At 71.8% G+C, this 16,962-nt stretch carries 15 protein-coding genes and 1 pseudogene; 10 read left to right on the top strand and 6 right to left on the bottom strand.

The annotated features are described in order from the left end of the window. Positions 1-159: 159 nt before the first annotated feature. A complete protein-coding gene (locus DVA86_RS24050; protein ID WP_208881359.1) occupies positions 160-1,380 on the bottom strand; it encodes an acetyl-CoA C-acetyltransferase in 1,221 nt (406 codons plus the stop codon). Between the two features lie 132 nt (positions 1,381-1,512). Continuing rightward, positions 1,513-2,730, bottom strand: coding sequence for an SGNH/GDSL hydrolase family protein (locus DVA86_RS24045; RefSeq protein ID WP_208881357.1), 1,218 nt, complete (start codon positions 2,728-2,730; stop codon positions 1,513-1,515). 239 nt (positions 2,731-2,969) lie between these two features. Here DVA86_RS24045 and DVA86_RS24040 point away from each other — a divergent pair, with 239 nt between their 5' ends. The 3 genes and pseudogenes from DVA86_RS24040 to DVA86_RS35470 all read left to right on the top strand — a co-directional run. After that, complete coding sequence (locus DVA86_RS24040; protein WP_208881355.1) at positions 2,970-4,358, top strand: cystathionine beta-synthase; 1,389 nt, start codon at positions 2,970-2,972, stop codon at positions 4,356-4,358. Positions 4,359-4,499: 141 nt separating this feature from the next. Next, positions 4,500-5,291 carry a class I SAM-dependent DNA methyltransferase gene (locus DVA86_RS24035; protein ID WP_208881354.1) on the top strand — a complete coding sequence of 264 codons (792 nt, stop codon included), beginning with the start codon at positions 4,500-4,502 and terminating at the stop codon, positions 5,289-5,291. A 334-nt stretch (positions 5,292-5,625) separates the two neighbouring features. Then, positions 5,626-5,763: pseudogene (locus DVA86_RS35470) on the top strand (superoxide dismutase); the annotation flags it as partial. A gap of 91 nt (positions 5,764-5,854) precedes the next feature. On the opposite strand, the gene DVA86_RS24025 reads toward DVA86_RS35470, so the two are convergent. Next, the gene (locus tag DVA86_RS24025) at positions 5,855-6,496 is read right to left on the bottom strand and encodes a nucleoside/nucleotide kinase family protein (RefSeq protein ID WP_208881351.1); all 642 of its coding nucleotides are present in this window, start codon (positions 6,494-6,496) and stop codon (positions 5,855-5,857) included. A 97-nt stretch (positions 6,497-6,593) separates the two neighbouring features. Beyond that, positions 6,594-7,562 carry a GlxA family transcriptional regulator gene (locus DVA86_RS24020; protein WP_208881349.1) on the bottom strand — a complete coding sequence of 323 codons (969 nt, stop codon included), beginning with the start codon at positions 7,560-7,562 and terminating at the stop codon, positions 6,594-6,596. A gap of 135 nt (positions 7,563-7,697) precedes the next feature. Here DVA86_RS24020 and DVA86_RS24015 point away from each other — a divergent pair, with 135 nt between their 5' ends. From DVA86_RS24015 to DVA86_RS24000, 4 genes are all read left to right on the top strand, one after another. After that, positions 7,698-8,420: a DJ-1/PfpI family protein gene (locus DVA86_RS24015; protein WP_208881347.1), complete on the top strand. Its 723-nt coding sequence runs from the start codon at positions 7,698-7,700 to the stop codon at positions 8,418-8,420. 116 nt (positions 8,421-8,536) lie between these two features. Beyond that, positions 8,537-9,211, top strand: coding sequence for an AIM24 family protein (locus tag DVA86_RS24010; protein ID WP_208881345.1), 675 nt, complete (start codon positions 8,537-8,539; stop codon positions 9,209-9,211). 182 nt (positions 9,212-9,393) lie between these two features. Then, positions 9,394-11,034 carry an alpha/beta hydrolase gene (locus tag DVA86_RS24005; RefSeq protein WP_208881343.1) on the top strand — a complete coding sequence of 547 codons (1,641 nt, stop codon included), beginning with the start codon at positions 9,394-9,396 and terminating at the stop codon, positions 11,032-11,034. Positions 11,035-11,258: 224 nt separating this feature from the next. After that, positions 11,259-11,783, top strand: a complete 525-nt coding sequence (locus DVA86_RS24000; RefSeq protein WP_208881342.1) for a hypothetical protein — start codon at positions 11,259-11,261, stop codon at positions 11,781-11,783. Positions 11,784-12,008: 225 nt separating this feature from the next. Here DVA86_RS24000 and DVA86_RS23995 read toward each other — a convergent pair whose 3' ends face one another. Next, positions 12,009-14,180 carry an ATP-binding protein gene (locus DVA86_RS23995; protein ID WP_208881340.1) on the bottom strand — a complete coding sequence of 724 codons (2,172 nt, stop codon included), beginning with the start codon at positions 14,178-14,180 and terminating at the stop codon, positions 12,009-12,011. 254 nt (positions 14,181-14,434) lie between these two features. Between DVA86_RS23995 and DVA86_RS23990 the strand changes: the two genes are divergently transcribed. From DVA86_RS23990 to DVA86_RS23980, 3 genes are read left to right on the top strand one after another with little or no spacing between them, the layout of a single operon-like run. After that, positions 14,435-14,626 (top strand): hypothetical protein, encoded by a 192-nt coding sequence (locus tag DVA86_RS23990; RefSeq protein WP_208881338.1) that lies wholly within the window; start codon positions 14,435-14,437, stop codon positions 14,624-14,626. Continuing rightward, a complete protein-coding gene (locus DVA86_RS23985; protein WP_222623476.1) occupies positions 14,623-15,234 on the top strand; it encodes a DUF6879 family protein in 612 nt (203 codons plus the stop codon). The genes DVA86_RS23990 and DVA86_RS23985 overlap by 4 nt, the downstream gene beginning before the upstream one ends. Beyond that, on the top strand, positions 15,231-15,785 hold the full coding sequence (locus DVA86_RS23980) for a GNAT family N-acetyltransferase (RefSeq protein ID WP_245997056.1): 555 nt from the start codon (positions 15,231-15,233) through the stop codon (positions 15,783-15,785). Before DVA86_RS23985 ends, DVA86_RS23980 begins: the two co-directional genes overlap by 4 nt. 47 nt (positions 15,786-15,832) lie before the next feature. Here DVA86_RS23980 and DVA86_RS23975 read toward each other — a convergent pair whose 3' ends face one another. Then, positions 15,833-16,933: an Acg family FMN-binding oxidoreductase gene (locus DVA86_RS23975; protein WP_208881335.1), complete on the bottom strand. Its 1,101-nt coding sequence runs from the start codon at positions 16,931-16,933 to the stop codon at positions 15,833-15,835. Positions 16,934-16,962: the final 29 nt, after the last annotated feature.

The following is a 16,962-nucleotide window of genomic DNA, read 5'->3' as shown; positions in this document are numbered from 1 at the left end:
GTCCGGTCCTACGTCGTTGACCTGGGCCAATGCGGCGCCCCCAGGGGATATATCACATCCTGGGGGCGCTTCGGTCTCGCTGACATATAGAGACTGGCCTGCGGCTGAGTTCCGGCCGGTTCGATGCTGTTCCGGTCCGGGACGGTGCCCGTACGTGCCTCAGCTGAGGCGCTCGATGACCATCGCCATGCCCTGTCCGCCGCCGACGCACATCGTCTCGAGGCCGAACTGCTTGTCGTGCCACTGCAGCGAGTTGATCAGCGTCCCGGTGATACGGGCGCCCGTCATCCCGAAGGGGTGGCCGACGGCGATGGCGCCGCCGTTGACGTTCAGCCGGTCCAGGTCGATGCCGAGCGCCTGGTAGGAGGGGATGACCTGGGCGGCGAACGCCTCGTTGATCTCGACGAGATCGATGTCGCCGATGCTCATCCCCGCCCGTGCCAGGGCCTGTTGGGACGCCTCGACCGGGCCGAAGCCCATGATCTCGGGGGACAGCGCGGAGACACCGGTGGAGACGACGCGGGCGAGCGGCGTGATGCCCAGCTCGCGCGCCTTGGTGTCGGACATGACGACGAGCGCCGCGGCACCGTCGTTGAGCGGGCAGCAGTTGCCCGCGGTGACCAGCCCGTCGGGGCGGAAGACCGGCTTCAGGCCCTGTACGCCCTCCAGCGTGACGCCCGGCCGCGGGCCGTCGTCGTGGGACACCACCGTGCCGTCGGGGAGCGTGACGGGGGTGATCTCGCGCTCCCAGAAGCCCTCGGCGATGGCCTTCTCGGCGAGGTTCTGGGACCGTACGCCGAACTCGTCCATCTCCGCGCGGGAGATGCCCTTGTCCCGGGCGAGGTTCTCGGCGGTCTGGCCCATGGCGATGTAGACGTCGGGGAGTTCGCCGTTCTCGCGCGGGTCGGTCCAGCCCTCGCCGCCGTGTTCGGCGCGGTGTGCCGTACGGGCCTCGGCGTCCGCGAACGCCGGGTTGTGCGTGCCCGGCATGCCGTCGGAGGAGCCGTTGACGGAGCGCGAGACCGTTTCGACGCCCGCCGACAGGAACACGTCGCCCTCGCCCGCCTTGATCGCGTGCAGCGCCATCCGGGTCGTCTGCAGCGAGGACGAGCAGTAGCGGGTGACGGTGCAGCCGGGCAGCCGGTCCATGCCCAGCTGTACGGCGACCACGCGGGCGAGGTTGTGGCCCTGTTCGCCGCCCGGCAGGCCGCAGCCCAGCATCAGGTCCTCGATCAGGGCGGGGTCGAGGCCGGGCACCTTGTCGAGTGCGGCCCTGACGATCTCGGCGGTGAGATCGTCAGGACGCAGGTCCTTGAGCGATCCCTTGAAGGCGCGTCCGATCGGCGAGCGGGCGGCGGAGACGATCACGGCTTCGGGCATCACAGGCTCCAGGGTGCGCTGGGCGGTTCCGGACTGACTACGGAAGCTACCGACCCGTAGCGCGGGGGTCACGGCTCACACGATGTGATGCCGGACTCTTTTCTAAGCGCTTGCTTGGGTGTTGACGGGTTCTTACGGACGTACGCCCGCGTCCCGCCGCGGCGCGGCACCCGCGTCCGGCTCCCCGCCGGCGCCCGGCTCGGCCTCCGGATCGGGCTCGGGCTCGGGCTCCGACCCGGGCTCCGGCCCCGACCCAGGCTCCCCGTGCGTGCCGGCCGCCGACTCGGCCGGCGGCAGCCGGCGCCGCCGCCGGTGCTTCAGCAGCGCCCACGGCCCGCGTACGGCCGCCACCTCGGTGCCGCCCTCCGCCGCGGCCTCGGCCGCGGCGCGCGCCACCGGGAGGATGCCCTCGCGGCGCGCGGCGTCCGGACGCTCGTCCTCCGTGGGCCACAGGCCCAGCGCGGCGCACAGCGTGGGCAGCATCGCCATGGCGGCCGTCGCGTAACCCTCCGCTGACGGATGGTAGTTGTCCGGCCCGAACAGCTCCCGTGGATTCGCCGCGAACTCCGGCCCGAGCAGGTCGCCGAGCGAGACCGTACGGCCGCCCTCCTCGACGACCGCGATCGTCTGCGCGGCCGCCAGCTGGCGGCTCAGCCGCCGTGCGATCCAGCGCAGCGGCTGCCCGACGGGCTCGATCGTGCCCAGGTCGGGGCAGGTGCCGACGACCACCTCGCAGCCCGCCGTACGCAGCCGTGCGACGGCGTCCGAGAGCAGCCGTACGGAACGGGCCGGGGGCATGCGGTGCGTGACGTCGTTCGCGCCGATCATGATGACGCAGACGTCGGGCGCGTGCGACAGGTCGCGCTCGCTCAGCAGCAGCGTCACCTGGCGCTCCAGGCCGTCGGACTGGGCGCCGGGCACCGCGACGTTCCGCAGCTCGACGGGGCGTTCCGCGACGGCCGCGAGAGCGGACGCGAGCAGGCCGCCCGGTGTCTGCCGGGCCCGGTGCACGCCCTGCCCGGCGGCCGTGGAGTCGCCCAGCAGCGCCAGCCGCAGCGGGCGTACGTGGCGGGCGGACGCGGAGCCCTTGCCGTGCGGGTTCTCGCGCGGGTTCTCGCGCGGGTTCTCGCGTGGATCGAGAGCGGTCCTGGCGAAGGCGGCGCCGTACAGTCCGTCGGCCATCGGCGGTTCGTCGTCGGAGCCGCCGACCTTGCGTTTGGCGATCTGGACCTCGGTGAAAACCAGTCCGACCGCCGCTCCTCCGAGCAGCCCGAGACCGCCGCCGCCGTACGCGGCAGCGGTCGCGATCCGGCGTGCCACCCTGGCACTGGCCGCCTTCGACATCGGCATATCTGTGGTCCCGCCTCCCGATGGTTCTATCCGTAACGTTCCGTGTACGTACGGGCAATTGTCCTCGACAATGTGTTACCCCGCGCGGCCCTCCGTGCAACGCGCCCCTGGTGTGCGCATGTTGCGCAATATGGTGTCGACACGGGTAGAGCGACGGCAGCGGCCCGCTGCATTCCGCTGGGCCGGCACCCCACAGGGACCGCCGGCCCCGCCACCCCCGGACCCGAAAGGCAGAACAGGTGCAGTATCACGAGTCGATGATCGAGCTTGTCGGCAACACCCCGCTGCTCAAGCTGAACAGTGTGACCGGGGGCATCCGGGCCACCGTGCTGGCGAAGATCGAGTACTTCAACCCCGGCGGGTCCGTGAAGGACCGCATCGCCGTGCGGATGATCGAGGCCGCGGAACGGAGCGGGGAGCTGCTCCCCGGCGGCGTGATCGTCGAACCGACCTCCGGCAACACCGGCGTCGGGCTGGCCATCGTCGCGCAGCAGAAGGGCTACCGCTGCATCTTCGTGTGCCCGGACAAGGTCTCCACGGACAAGATCAACGTGCTGCGGGCGTACGGCGCCGAGGTCGTCGTCTGCCCCACGGCCGTCGACCCCGAGCACCCCGACTCGTACTACAACGTCTCCGACCGGCTGGTCCGCGAGACGCCCGGGGCGTGGAAGCCGGACCAGTACAGCAACCCCAACAACCCCCGGTCGCACTACGAGACGACCGGTCCCGAGCTGTGGGAGCAGACCGACGGGCGCATCACCCACTTCGTCACCGGCATCGGCACCGGCGGCACGATCTCCGGAACGGGCCGCTATCTCAAGGAGATCAGCGAGGGCCGGGTGCGGATCGTGGGCGCGGACCCGGAGGGCTCGGTGTACAGCGGCGGTTCCGGGCGGCCGTACCTCGTGGAGGGCGTCGGCGAGGACTTCTGGCCCGACGCGTACGACCGCGAGGTGACCGACGAGATCGTCGCCGTGTCCGACAAGGACTCGTTCCAGATGACGCGGCGGCTGGCCAAGGAGGAGGGGCTGCTCGTCGGCGGCTCCTGCGGAATGGCGGTCGTCGGCGCGCTGCGCGTCGCCGAACGGCTCGGCCCCGACGACGTCGTCGTGGTGCTGCTGCCCGACAGCGGACGCGGCTACCTCAGCAAGATCTTCAACGACGACTGGATGAACGACTACGGCTTCCTCGAGGAGGGCGAGCCGACCATCGCGCGCGTGAGCGACGTCCTCCGGTACAAGGAGGGCCCGCTGCCCTCGCTCGTCCACATGCACCCGGAGGAGACCGTGGGGGACGCGATCGAGGTGCTGCGCGAGTACGGCGTCTCGCAGATGCCGGTGGTCAAGCCGGGCGCCGGGCACCCGGACGTGATGGCGGCCGAGGTCATCGGGTCGGTGGTGGAACGGGAGCTGCTGGACGCGCTGTTCGCCCAGCGCGCCTCGCTGACGGACCGGCTGGAGAAGCACATGAGCGGACCGCTGCCGCACGTCGGCTCCGGCGAGTCGGTCGGTGACCTGATGAGCGTGCTGGAGGGGGCGGACGCCACGCTGGTGTTGGAGGAGGGGAAGCCGACCGGGGTGCTGAGCAGGCAGGACCTGCTGGCGTATCTGGCGCGCGACACGAAGTAGGCTGTCTCTGATACCCCTCTTATTCCTCTGACGCAGCTGTGGGCTAAGGTCGGTAGGCCGCCCGCGCCCGTCCCCGTCCGTCCACGACCCGCCCCGACCCCGTAGCAGCAGCACATTCGCAGAGTCAGGAAAGGTGCCGCCATGTCCGCTCCGGTACGCACTCGCAACCGCTCTTCGCTCACCCACCGGGTCCGCTACGCGGCCCGCCACCCGCAGCGCATCGCCCCGTATCTGCGCCGGCTGACCCGCGACTGGAGAATCCGCCGGAGGACCGGCGGCGACCACGTCGCGTACTACCGCGCGGTCATGCGCGCGGACACCGCCCGCAATCCGCGCGGCGCGGTCGGCACGCCCTCGGAGGAACGCTGGAACGCTCTGGGGCAGCTGCAGTTCGACTATCTCCTCGGGCACGGACTGACCCCCGCCGACCGCATGCTGGAGATCGGCTGCGGAAATCTGCGCGCGGGCCACCATTTCATCGGGTATCTCGAGCCGGGGCATTACCACGGCATCGACATCTCCCCCGACATCCTGCTGGCGGCGCAACGCACCCTGGCCGACTGCAAGCTGCAATCCCGGCTGCCCTATCTGACGCTCGTGAACGACCTCAGGCTGGCCCATCTCCCGGACGGCCATTTCGATGTGGTGCACGCGCACAGCGTCTTCTCGCATTCGCCGCTCCCCGTCATCGAGGAGTGTTTCGCGCACATCGCACGCGTCCTCGCGCCGGGCGGATTCTTCGATTTCACCTACAACCGCACGGACGGCACCGAACACCACGTCCTGCACGAGGACTTCTACTACCGTCCCGGCACGCTGATCGCGCTCGCCGAGTCGTACGGGCTCGCCGCCAGGGTGATGGACGACTGGGACAAGCTGCCGCACAAGCAGTCCAAGATCCGGGTCACCGGCCCTGCGGCACAGGCGAGTTGAGCCGGCCCGCCGCAGCCTGCTCGGGTCAGCGGCAGCGGGCGTGTCGGCGGCGGCCGCCGGCGCGCTCGCACCCACGGCCACGGCGGCGGAACGCACGGGCGCGGAACGTACGTTCCGTGAACGTACGGGCCGTGAACGTACGGGCCGTGAACGTACGGGCCGTGAACGTACGGGCCGTGAACGTACGGGCCGTGAACGTACGGGCCGTGAACGTACGGGCCGTGAACGTACGGGCCGTGAACGTACGGGCGGTGAACGTACGGGCGCCGCCCGCCCCTGGCCCGACACCCTCCACCTTCCCGACCTTGACGGCGGCGGCGCCCGTTACCGCGCCCGCATCACCGACGAGCGCTTCGACATCCCGACCACGGCCGCCGCGTACCGGGGCAGGCTGTACGTGGTGAACGCCCGCTTCACCACCCCGCCGACGCCCGGCACCCCGTACACGGCCGTGTCCGTCCCGCTGCTCTGAGCGCCACACCGGGGTGCTCTGAGCGCCACGCCGGGTCCCGCCCGTTCGGCCCGGCGGCCCGTCCAGTCCAGCGGCCAGTTCAGCGATCCGCTCAGTCCAGCGGCCCGTTCCAGGCCGGGTGCTCCGGGCGGTCGGCCCGTACGACGACGTCCGCCGCCTCCGCCGGGCCCACCTCGTCCTCGTAGCGGGCGAAGGCGGGCAGCGTCCACCGTTCCGCCGCGCTGGTCCGCCGGGCCAGCGCGGCGGCGGACAGGCTCAGGTGCACCGTCAGGTCGAACGGGAACCACCGCCCGAGCAGCAGCGGCCCGTGCAGCAGGAGTACGCCGCCGGCGCCGAGCGCGACGCGTTCGCTGCGGGTGGCCCGGTCGGTGGCCGGGTTCCACAGGTCGGGCAGCACCCGCCCGTCGCCGTCCGGTTCGAGAGGGTCGAAGACCTCGCGCCACAGGGCGCCGGTGTCGTACCAGAGGTCGTAGAACGCGTCGGGGTCCTGCTTGCCGTACTCGAAGCGGAGCGACGCCGGACGCAGGAAGCCGTCCACCGCGACCGGCAGCACCGGGCGTCCGCGCAGCCGCAGCGCCTCCGCCAGCTCCGCCGCGAGCTCCTCCGGCCGGGCGGCGGGCGCGCCGTCGAGGGCGACGCGCAGCCGGCGGCCGCCGCCGGCGGGCGGGGTGGCGATGAGGCGTTCGGCGAGTGCCTCGGTCAGCCGCTGCCAGGTGATCGCTTCCAGTCGCACACGCTCCATGATGCCGCCGCACCCGGACCCGTACGCACCCGGACCCGTACGCGCCCGGTCCCGTAGGAGTCGGGTCCCGTACGCGCCGCCCGTACGGCTACCCCGGCGCCCGCTGCGCCGTCGCCCGGTAGCGCGAGGGCGGGACACCGTAGCGGGCGACGAACGCCTGTCGCAGCGTCTCCGCCGACCCGAACCCGCACCGCGCCGCCACGCCCGCCACCGGCAGCCGCGTCGACGCGAGCAGATGCGCGGCGGCCTCCGTACGGGCCTGCCGTATGAACCGGCCCGGTGTCTGCCCGAGCTCGTCCAGGAACAGCCGGGTGAGATGCCGTTCGCTGACGCCCACGGCGGCGGCCAGCCCGGCAACCGTCAGTTCGCCGGCAAGCCCGCCCGTGACGAGGTCGACGGCACGCCGTACGAGCCCGTCGCCCGGCGCGGGCGCGCGGGTGAACATGCTCATCTGCGCCTGGTTGCCCGGCCGTTGCAGGTACGTCACCAGCCCGCGGGCGACGCGCCGGGCCAGCGCCGTGCCGTGGTCCTCCTCGACGAACGCGAGCGTCAGGTCCAGCGCGCTGGTGACGCCGGCCGCGGTGGAGACGTCGCCGTCGCGTACGTAGATCGGGTCGGGGTCCACCGTCACCTTCGGGTAGTCGGCGGCGAGCTGCCCCGCCCAGCCCCAGTGCGTCGTCGCGCGCCGCCCGTCGAGCAGCCCGGCGGCGGCCAGTACGGTCGCCCCCGTGCACACCGACGCGACCCGGCGGCTCTCGCGGGCCAGCCGCCGTACGTGGCCGGTGACGCGCGGATCGGCCGCGGCCCTCTCGTGGCCGAAACCGCCCGAGACGACCAGGGTGTCGAGCGGGCCGCAGACCCGTTCCAGCGCGCCGCCTGCGCGCAGCGTGAGGCCGGAGCCGCAGGCGACGTCACTGCCGCCCGGGGTGGCCAGGGTGACGGCGTACGCGGGGTCGGCGCCGCTGAGGTTGGCGCCGTCGAAGCTGGACGTGACGCACGCGATGTCCAGCAGCTCCGCGCCCTCGAACCCGACGACCACCACCCGCCGTTCGCTCATACGGGCGACCATACGGGCGACTCTATGCCGGACACGGCGGCCGGCGGCCATGTCGGAAGGACTGGGATCCCACGTATCCGGACACGCTCGCCGTCCGGCCTCGCCGCGCGCCGTACGGGCGCCGACGGTGGGGCCATGACCAAGACGATCGCCTTCGCGCTGTACCCCGGCTGCACCCCGCTCGACCTCGTCGGCCCGCTCCAGGTGCTGACGGGGCTGACCGCGTTCGACCCGTCGTACGAGGTGGTGGTCGCCGGCGCGGACACCCGTACGCCGGCGGACACGGACACCCCGCTGCGGCTGCTGGCCTCCCACACCTTCGAGCAGGTCCCCCGGCCCGCCGTACTCGTCGTGCCGGGCGGCGGCGAACCGACGCTCGCCGCGCTCGCCGACGAGTCCCTGGTCGGCTGGATCCGCGAGGCCGCGCCCACCGCCGACGTCGTCGCCTCGGTGTGCTCGGGCTCGCTGCTCCTGGGCGCGGCGGGGCTCCTCGAGGGGCGCCGGGCCACGACGCACTGGGGGCTCCGCTGGATGCTGCCCGCGTTCGGCGCGGAGCCCGTCGCCGAACGGTGGGTGGAGTCCGGCCCGGTCCTCACGGGCGCCGGCGTCGCGGCCGGCATCGACATGGCACTGCACCTGGCGGCGCGGCTCGCGGGCGAGGCGGTCGCCCGCAAGATCCAGCTGATGATCGAGTACGACCCGGAGCCGCCGCTCGGCGGCATCGACTGGGACTCCCCCGACATCGCCGGCTTCGGCCCCATGTTCGACGAGATGGTGCGGACGGCGCTCGCCGACCAGCCCGCGCTGCTGGCACGGGTCACGGAGCGGACGGGGCCGGCGGCCGGGGACCCCCGGTAGGCGCGGGCCCCCGGCCGTACATGCACAGCTTCCGCCGTACGTACGGCCGGGGGTCCGGGCACGTACGGCAAGTGCCCCCCTTGGCGGAGGCCACGGTTCCGGGGGAGGATCAGGCCATGCAGAGTGAGCTCTTCGCCTCCGAGAACATGGCCCAGCCGGCCACCGCAGCGGGCATGACCCAGCAGAACGAAAAGTCGATCAAGTACGCGGTGAACGGCGAGTGCTACGCCCGTCAGGGCGCCATGGTCGCCTTCCGCGGCAACCTCCAGTTCGAAAAGCAGGGCCAGGGCGTCGGGAACTTCCTCAAGCGGTCCGTCACCGGCGAGGGCCTGGCCCTGATGGCCGTCCGCGGCCAGGGCGAGGCGTGGTTCGCGCACGAGGCCGCCAACTGCTTCATCGTCGACTTCGCCCCCGGCGACTCCCTCACCGTCAACGGGCGGAACGTGCTGTGCTTCGACGCCAGCCTCAGCTACGAGATAAAGATGGTGAAGGGCGCCGGAATGACCGGCGGCGGTCTGTTCAACAGCCTCTTCACCGGCCAGGGCCGGCTCGCCGTGGTATGCGAGGGCTCCCCCATCGTCATCCCCGTGTCGCCGCAGGCGCCGGTCTTCGTCGACACGGACGCGGTGGTGGGCTGGAGCGCCCAGCTCCAGACCTCGCTGAACCGCTCGCAGAGCTTCGGCTCGATGATCCGCGGCGGCTCGGGCGAGGCGGTCCAGCTGAAGCTGGAGGGCGAGGGCTTCGTCATCGTCCGCCCCAGCGAACTCCAGCCGACCCCGGCCTCCAACTGACGCCCTCCCCCTCCAGCCCTGCGTCCCGTACGGGATCACGTGCGGCCATTCGGCCGTAGGGCGGACCCGGGGTGGTCATCTGCGGGGATACGGGGGCGCGGAGCGGTGGGACGGGGGCGGGTTTCCGGCACGATGCCGTAGGCCGCGTGGTTGCGGCCGCACATCGTGTCGAGGGAGACCTGATGCAGAGACGCACGTTCGCCCTGTCCGCCGCCTCCGCCGCCGCCGTGGTGCTGGCCGGGACGCTCGCCGCCGCCCCGGCCGCCGCCCCCGACGGTGGCGCCTCCGACGGCTCCGACGGCGGGTTGAAGTGGACCGGGTGCGGCACCAAGGATTACCCGAAGCTGCAGTGCGCCACCGTACGGGTGCCGCTGGACCACGCGCGGCCGGACGGCCGGCAGATCGAGCTGGCGCTGTCCCGCATCAAGCACACCGCCCGTACGTACCAGGGTCCGCTGCTGGTCAACCCGGGCGGGCCGGGCGGCAGCGGGGTGGGCATGGCCGGGTACGTCGCGAAGTCGCTGCCCGCGGAGGTCGCGGCGCAGTACGACGTGATCGGCTTCGACCCGCGGGGGGTCGGGAAGAGCGAGCCCGCGCTCGACTGCCGGCCGGGGTACTTCGACCCCGTACGCCTCGACTCCGTGCCCCGCGGTCCGCAGACGGAGCAGGCCGGGCAGGCTGGGCAGGCCAACGTGCAGCGCGCCGCGGGCTTCGCCCGGTCCTGCGCGCAGCGGCACCAGGATGTGCTGCCGCACATGAACACGCCGAGCGCCGCCCGGGACATGGACGTGATCCGGCGCGCGCTGGGCAGCGAGAAGATCAACTACTTCGGCTACTCGTACGGCACCTACCTCGGCGCCGTGTACGCCAAGCTGTACCCTGGCCGCGTACGCCGTGCCGTGCTGGACAGCGTCGTGAACCCGGAGGGCGTCTGGTACGAGGCGAACATCGCGCAGGACTTCGCGTTCGACAAGCGGCACAAGGCGTTCGCGGCCTGGGTCGCCCGGCACGACGCCGAGTACGGCCTGGGCACGGACCCGGCGGACGTGGAGGCGGCGTGGTACGCAATGCGGGACGCCGTACGCGAGGACCCGGCCGCCGGGAAGGTCGGGCCGGCCGAGCTGGAGGACACGTTCCTGCCCGGCGGCTACTTCAACGGCTACTGGCCGGAGTTGGCCGAGGCCTTCGCCGCGTACGTCAACAAGGGTGACGACGGGCCGCTCGGCAAGGCGTACGACGAACACGCCGCCGTGGACGCCGCGGGCGACAACAGCTACTCCGTCTACGCGGCGGTGCAGTGCCGCGACGCCTCCTGGCCGCGCGACTGGAACACCTGGCGCCGGGACATGTCGGCGGTGCACGCCAAGGCACCGTTCATGACCTGGAACAACGCGTGGTACAACGCCCCGTGCGCGTTCTGGCCCGTGCCCTCGCTGACGCCGCCGGACGTGTCCAACCGCGAACTGCCGCCCGTACTGCTGCTCCAGGCCACGGACGACGCCGCAACCCCGTACGAGGGCGCGGTCACCTTGCACCGCAAGCTGGCGGGGTCGAGCCTCGTCGTCGAGGAGGGCGGCGGCAACCACGGCATCTCGCTGAGCGGCAACCGCTGCCTGGACGGCCACGTCGCCGCGTATCTGGCCACGGGTGAGGTGCCGCGCCGCGGGAGCCAGGGCCGCAACCCGGCGGACGCGGTCTGCGCCGCGCTGCCCGACCCGGAGCCGCGGGACGGCGCCAAGACGAGTGCGCGGAACGGCACTTCGGGTACGGCCACGGGGGCGGACGGCGCCGCGCTTCACCGGCTGCTGGGCTTCCGTTCCTGAGCTTTCGGCCTCCGTACGGAGGCCGAAACGCCTCCGTACGGAGGCACAAAGCGCATCCGTACGGCTGATTCTGAGATCGCTCTACAACCCTTCGCGCGCGTCGCGTGTCTTCTTGGGAGATCGGAGCTTTTGGCCGGTGTCCCCTCCGGACGCGTACGGAGGGACGACCCACACCTGCGCCCTGCTCCGAGGCCAACGCACAACCGAGCAAGGGGGAACCACCCATGCGTTCACGCATGTTCGCCACGGCGGCCGTCGCCGCCGCCTTCGTCATGGTCCCGGCAGGCAGCGCTCTCGCGGGCAGCGGACCGGCTCCCGCACCGTCCGAGCGCGCCTCGTCCCAGTCCACGGCACCCACGCCCGAGGGCAACCCCTCGAGCAAGAAGGCCCAGGCCATGGACGTCTGTGAGGACGCCCACCAGATCGGCACCACCGGCTACATCAAGCAGGGCGGCGAGACCATCGCCTCCGTCAAGCAGTTCTACTCGCCCGAGTGCAAGGAGAACTACAGCTACGTCTGGGTCTGGCAGAGCTTCACCGACAAGCAAGACGACTACGACGTCAGCGCCGGCGTGTACAGCTACACGCAGGACAAGCAGCTCGGCACCGTGACCTGGCCCAAGGACAACGGCCAGGAGTACTGGTCCGAGGGCGCGGCCACGGTGGACGACTGCACCGCTGCCGTCGGCACCCTCCGCCCGGCAGGCTCCGCCACCACACTCTCGGGGCAGAGCGACAAGCGCTGCTGACGAACGGAGCCCGAGCGCGGCCCAGCGGCGGCTGAGCCGCGTAAGCACCGCCGGACGGGCAGCGGCTGAGCCGTTGCGAACGACCGGAAGCGCCCCGGCTGTCCACCCGGACAGCCGGGGCGCTTCGCGTGCGCGGGCAGGTCTGTTCGCGCGCCACACGACCGTTGCGACGCAACGTTGCACCGCAAGTCTGTTGCGCCCCCGCCCCGTTGCGCCACGGCTCCGTTACGCCGTGCCCAGTGCCGCGATCTTGGACCTGACTTCCTCCGCCTGGAGGTCGCCGAGCTCCTCGAAGAGGTGACACGCGCCCTGCCAGCCCTCGAGCGCGCGGGTGGATTCGCCGGCGGCCGCGTACAGGTCGCCCAGCGAGTGCAGGACGACGGCCTCGTGCCGCCGGTCGCCGAGGCGGCGGAACGCGGCGGCCGCCGCGGCGTGCTGCTCGACCGACTCCTCGCGCGCGCCGCGCAGTTGCAGCGCCGTGCCGAGGTGGAAGGTGGTCAGCGCGGTGCTCCACTCGTTGCCGAGCTCGTCGAAGACGGCGAGCGCCCGCCGGTAGCAGGCGACGGCCTCCGCCAGCCTGCCGAGGCCCTGCTGCGCCTGTCCGATGCTGAGGTGGCACATGCCCTCACCGCGGCGCTCCCCGATCCGGGCGAAGACCCGCCGGGCCTGCCGGGAGTAGTCGAGTGCGGACTCGTGCCGGCCGAGCGCCAGTTGGGCGATGCTCATCCCGCGGAGGGAGAAACCCTCGCCCCACTCGTCGCCCGTGTCCCGGGTTGCGTCGAGTGCCTGGCCGAAGTACGAGAGGGCCGTCTCTGTGCGGCGGGTGTCCCAGTAGGCGTCGGCGAGGCTCAGGGCGAGCCACCCCTCACCGAACCGGTCGCCCGCGCTCCGTGCCGACCGCAGCCCGGTGAGGTGGGTGGAGATCCAGTCGTCCCAGTACGATCTCCGCTCGAAGAAGCCCATCAGGGCCACCGGGAGCTTCCAGGCGATCTCGTGCTTGCCCAGCGAGTGCGCCTGGTTCACGGCGTCCAGCAGCGTCTGCCGTTCGTCCTCGCACCACTGAAGCGCGGACTCCAGGCTCTCGAACTCGGCGCCGCCCGCGCCGCCTTCCGTGCCCTCGGGCCCGTACACCGGGGCGGGCAGGGCGAGTTCGCGGCCCTGCGGCAGGATCAGCCGGGACGCCGCGTGCGCCGTGCGCAGGTACCAGGAGAGCACTCGGTCGGTGGCGGCGTCGCGCAGGGCGTTCGTCTCTTCTTCCACGACTCTCTCCAGTGCGTAGGAGCGCAGCAGGTCATGCAGGCGGTACCGGTGCCGGGCCCGCTGCTCGATCAGATGCAGACCGCTCAGGCTGTCCAGCGCCCGCCCCGCCGCGGCCGGACTCGCGCCCGTCAGCGCGGCCACCGCGGACGTGCTGAAGTGGGGTGACGGGTGGACGGCGAGCAGCCGGAACGTACGCGCCACGGCAGGCGCGAGAGCGCCGTAGGACCAGGAGAAGACGGTGCGTACGGCGGTGAGTTCGTCCTCGTCCAGCGCGAGGGCGTCGAGCCTGGCGCGCTCGTCGGACAGCTCGTCGACGAGATCGGCGAGCGTGTGATGCGGGTGGGTGACAGCACGTTCGGCCACAATGCGCAATGCCAGGGGCAGTTGGTCGCACAGCTCGGTCAACTGCCGTGCGGCGTGCTCCCCCGCGGCCACTCGTTCGGCTCCGACGATCTCGGCGAGCAGCCGGAGCGACTCTTCAGGGGTCAGATGGTCGACGGTCATACGGGCGGCTCCGTCCCGTGCCACGAGTCCTGAGAGCCTGCTGCGGCTCGTCACCAGGACGAGGCTTCGATCGGCGGCGGGCAGAAGATGACGCACCTGATCAGCCGTTGCCACATTGTCGAGCACGAGCAGGACGCGTTTGGAGGCGAGAAGCGTACGGAAGAGCGCGGCCCGTGCTTCGAGTTCGACCGGGATACGGGTCGGTGCGATATCGAGCGCGTGCAGGAATCCGCCGAGGACCTGTTCCGGCGTCTTACGGGCACGCAGGTCGTATCCGCGCAGGTCGGCGTAGAGGGTGCCGTCCGGAAAGGCGTCCCGCGCGCGGTGTGCCCAGTGCACGGCCAAGGCGGTCTTTCCCACTCCGGCCGCGCCCGCGATGGCCGTGATCACCATGGGTGCCAGCCGGGACTCCGGTGGTGCGGCCCGCAGCACGGCGTCCAGCGCGGCGAGTTCACTCCCCCGGTTCACGAATCCGACCACGTCCGGTGGAAGTTGGCGCGGCACCGTCCACGACGGCCCGTCGTGCACGGTGAGATGTACGCCGCCCTCGACGGTGCCGGCCTGCACGGACGCGCCGGTGCTGCCGGACAGGTCGTTGTGGATCCGGGGCCCGGAATTCCGCTGATCCGTCATCTTTTACTGCCGTACGGGTCAGCGGTCTCAGCGCCCTCACATCCATCACTCGATCTGATGACTCTCCAGTGCATCACCTGACTCCCGTCTATCAGGGAATGAACGATTCCGTGGTTCCGGACCTGGCCGAAAAGGACGTTTGCCCGGGCACACGTCAGCGGGAGGATGGTATCGCCGCATCACTCGGACGGTAAGGTGACGCCGCACTCGCGCCAAGTTCGCCGCCAACAGGTTCAGAATCACAGGGAGAGCCCGTGAAGCTACGCTTCCTCACCAGCAGCAGCAATTCCGGATCGTGTCCCTCGCTGTACGAGACCGACAGCGGCGACATCGTCGTGCAGGGCGACAAGTTAACCGATCCGGAAGCGATCTCCCAGCTCAGGAACGTGCTGCCGGGAGAGGACTTCGTCGTCGTGCCGCGCTCGCTGCTGGAATCCCTCAAGTGAACACACACCTCAAAGAAGCCGCGGCCACCGAAGTCATCAGCGATCCGGAAGCCTTCGAGCGGCTATTCTCGGATTTCGCATCCACTGCATACCGCCTGGAAGTGCGCACCGCGTACGGTGTCGCCTCCGAGGATGTCCCGTTCCAGCGATATCTGGCGGGCGAGGACCCCGGAATCCAATGGCTGCAGCCTTGGCTCGACCTCATGTCCGAACAGACCGGACGGGGAAAGCGGGTCAGCAGGGTCCGGGTGGTCGACTCACCGCCCAGTGACTATCTGCGCTGGGAAATCGTGAACACCCCGCACAATCTCCGCGCCGGTGAGGACATCCGCTATCTCACGCGCTCGCGTGCCCGCAAGATCGGCCTGCCGCGGCACGACTACTGGGTGTTCGACGAGGAGTTCCTCGCCCTGCTCGAGTTCGGAGCGGACGACCGTTTCCTCGGCTTCCGCCTGGTCGCGGACGCCACCGCCGTGGCCGCGCATCTGGAATGGCAGAAGCGGGCGTGGCGGCACGCGCTGCCGTACGCGCGGTACGTGGCGGAGGAGTTCGCGGACGGATGCGCGGACGGGTTCACGGGAGGCTTCCCGGAGGGGTACGGCGCGTGAGCCTGTGGCGGGGCGAATCCGTGCTGCTGCGTGGTTTCCAGGCATCGGACTGGGAGTACTTCCAGCGGTTCGAGGAGAACTCCGAGGACGCCCGCTCCGTTTACCGCGTCGTCCCGCCCCGGTCCGCCGAGGGGCACCGCCGCGAGACGGAGGAACTCGCCGCGAAACCGGTGGACGAGGAGGAGTTCGCGCTCGCGGTGGAAAGCCTGTCGGGGAAGGAGACCGTGGGTGCGATATCGACGTTCGGCGTGGACCGGCGGGCGGGGCACTTCCGTTACGGCGTGGCGATCGACCGCGCCCACCGGCACCGCGGCTACGCGACGGAGGCCGTCGGCATCGTCCTCGACTACATGTTCCTCGAGCGGCGCTTCCACAAGTGCGTCGCGGAGGTGTACGCGTTCAACCGCACGTCGCTCGCCTTCCACGGGCGCCTGGGGTTCGTACGGGAAGGGCTGCTCCGCGAGCACGAGTTCTTCCGTGGCGCGCGTCAGGACGTGGTCGTCCTGGGCCTCCTCGCGGCGGAGCACCGGCACGGGGGCGGGCCGGGGTAGCGGGGCCGGGGTAACGGAGCTCGGGTGACGGGCAGGCGGTGAGGCGGTCAGCCAGGGTCCAGGACGTCGCCCACCGGGCGGCGCGGGGTCGCCGGGCCGGACGGGCCGTAGCCGAGGCGCAGCACCATCTGGACGTACGCCATGGTCGACTGCGGGTCGCGGACGAGGCGGCGCAGGTCGGCGTGCTCCACCGCGTGCGAGGTGAGCGAGGTGGCCAGGCCCGCGCGGGTGGCGGCGAGCAGGACGCGTTCCATCGCCTGGCCCGCCCGCAGCCAGTCCGCGGGCTCGTCACGCGCCGTGCCCAGCAGGACGAGGTGCGGCCAGTCCTCGAAGTCGGCCGCCTCGCGGCCGGGGACCTGGCGGCGCCCCGCGAAGTCCCGTACGGGCGCCCTGCCGCCCCGTCTGCGCGGGCCGAAGGCGTACGCCGGGATGCCCTCCGTAGCGGGGTCCGGGCTGCCGCCCCGGGGCCCTGCGGCCGAGGCGGAGGCGGCGGCTCCGGGCTGTTCGGTGCCTGTGTGCGTCCAGCGCGCCGCCTCCTCGAACTGCTCCGGGTCCAGCGTGTCCCGGCCCTCCGCGTCCCGGACGAGTTCCAGCAGGGTGTCCACGTGCCACGAGGTCGGCAGCACCAGTTGCGCGCCCTCCTTGCGGGCGGCGCGGGTGAGTTCCGCCTGGACGTCGGCGGGGATCTCGCGGTCCTCCGTAAAAGGGTGGCGGCTCGTACGGCGGCGGGAGAGCGCCGGGTAGAGCGCGGCGAGTTCGGCGTCGGGCGCGCCGGTGTCGGACAGCCGTACGGTCGCGAGCAGCGGTCCGCGGGCACCGGACGGAGTGGCGGTGCCGGGCGCGGACGGGCCGGACGGGCCGGACGGGCCCTCCTGCCGGTACGGCAGCAGCCGCGTCTCGGCGCCCCAGCCCGCGTCGGCGACGGCGACCCGCAGGTTGAACAGCGCCGCGCCGCATCCCAGGTGCGCCGCCCGGCCCTCGGGGTCGGTACGGCGGAAGGCGCGCCCGGGGTCCGAGCGCAGCTCGAACGTACGGCTGCGCGAACGGAAGCGGAATCTCCACGGCTGTGCGTTGTGCAGGGAGGGCGCCGTCGTCGCATCGCTGATGAGGCCCGTAACGGTCCCGCTGTCGAGCGGACGCACCGACATCGGAAGCTCACCTCCCGCCATGAACCGGA

Source organism: Streptomyces armeniacus (assembly GCF_003355155.1).
GTDB classification, from domain to species: domain Bacteria; phylum Actinomycetota; class Actinomycetes; order Streptomycetales; family Streptomycetaceae; genus Streptomyces; species Streptomyces armeniacus.
Note: the sequence above shows the minus strand (reverse complement) of the source record. Positions and strands in the feature narration are given on the sequence as shown.

Bases quoted from the DNA above. Each gene is read 5' to 3' on its own strand.
- DVA86_RS23995 (WP_208881340.1), bottom strand. From the start codon at position 14,180: ATGACGGATCAGCGGAATTCCGGGCCCCGGATCCACAACGACCTGTCC.
- DVA86_RS24000 (WP_208881342.1), top strand. From the start codon at position 11,259: ATGCGTTCACGCATGTTCGCCACGGCGGCCGTCGCCGCCGCCTTCGTC.
- DVA86_RS24020 (WP_208881349.1), bottom strand. From the start codon at position 7,562: ATGAGCGAACGGCGGGTGGTGGTCGTCGGGTTCGAGGGCGCGGAGCTG.
- DVA86_RS23975 (WP_208881335.1), bottom strand. From the start codon at position 16,933: ATGTCGGTGCGTCCGCTCGACAGCGGGACCGTTACGGGCCTCATCAGC.
- DVA86_RS24050 (WP_208881359.1), bottom strand. From the start codon at position 1,380: ATGCCCGAAGCCGTGATCGTCTCCGCCGCCCGCTCGCCGATCGGACGC.
- DVA86_RS24015 (WP_208881347.1), top strand. From the start codon at position 7,698: ATGACCAAGACGATCGCCTTCGCGCTGTACCCCGGCTGCACCCCGCTC.
- DVA86_RS24045 (WP_208881357.1), bottom strand. From the start codon at position 2,730: ATGCCGATGTCGAAGGCGGCCAGTGCCAGGGTGGCACGCCGGATCGCG.
- DVA86_RS24005 (WP_208881343.1), top strand. From the start codon at position 9,394: ATGCAGAGACGCACGTTCGCCCTGTCCGCCGCCTCCGCCGCCGCCGTG.
- DVA86_RS24035 (WP_208881354.1), top strand. From the start codon at position 4,500: ATGTCCGCTCCGGTACGCACTCGCAACCGCTCTTCGCTCACCCACCGG.
- DVA86_RS24010 (WP_208881345.1), top strand. From the start codon at position 8,537: ATGCAGAGTGAGCTCTTCGCCTCCGAGAACATGGCCCAGCCGGCCACC.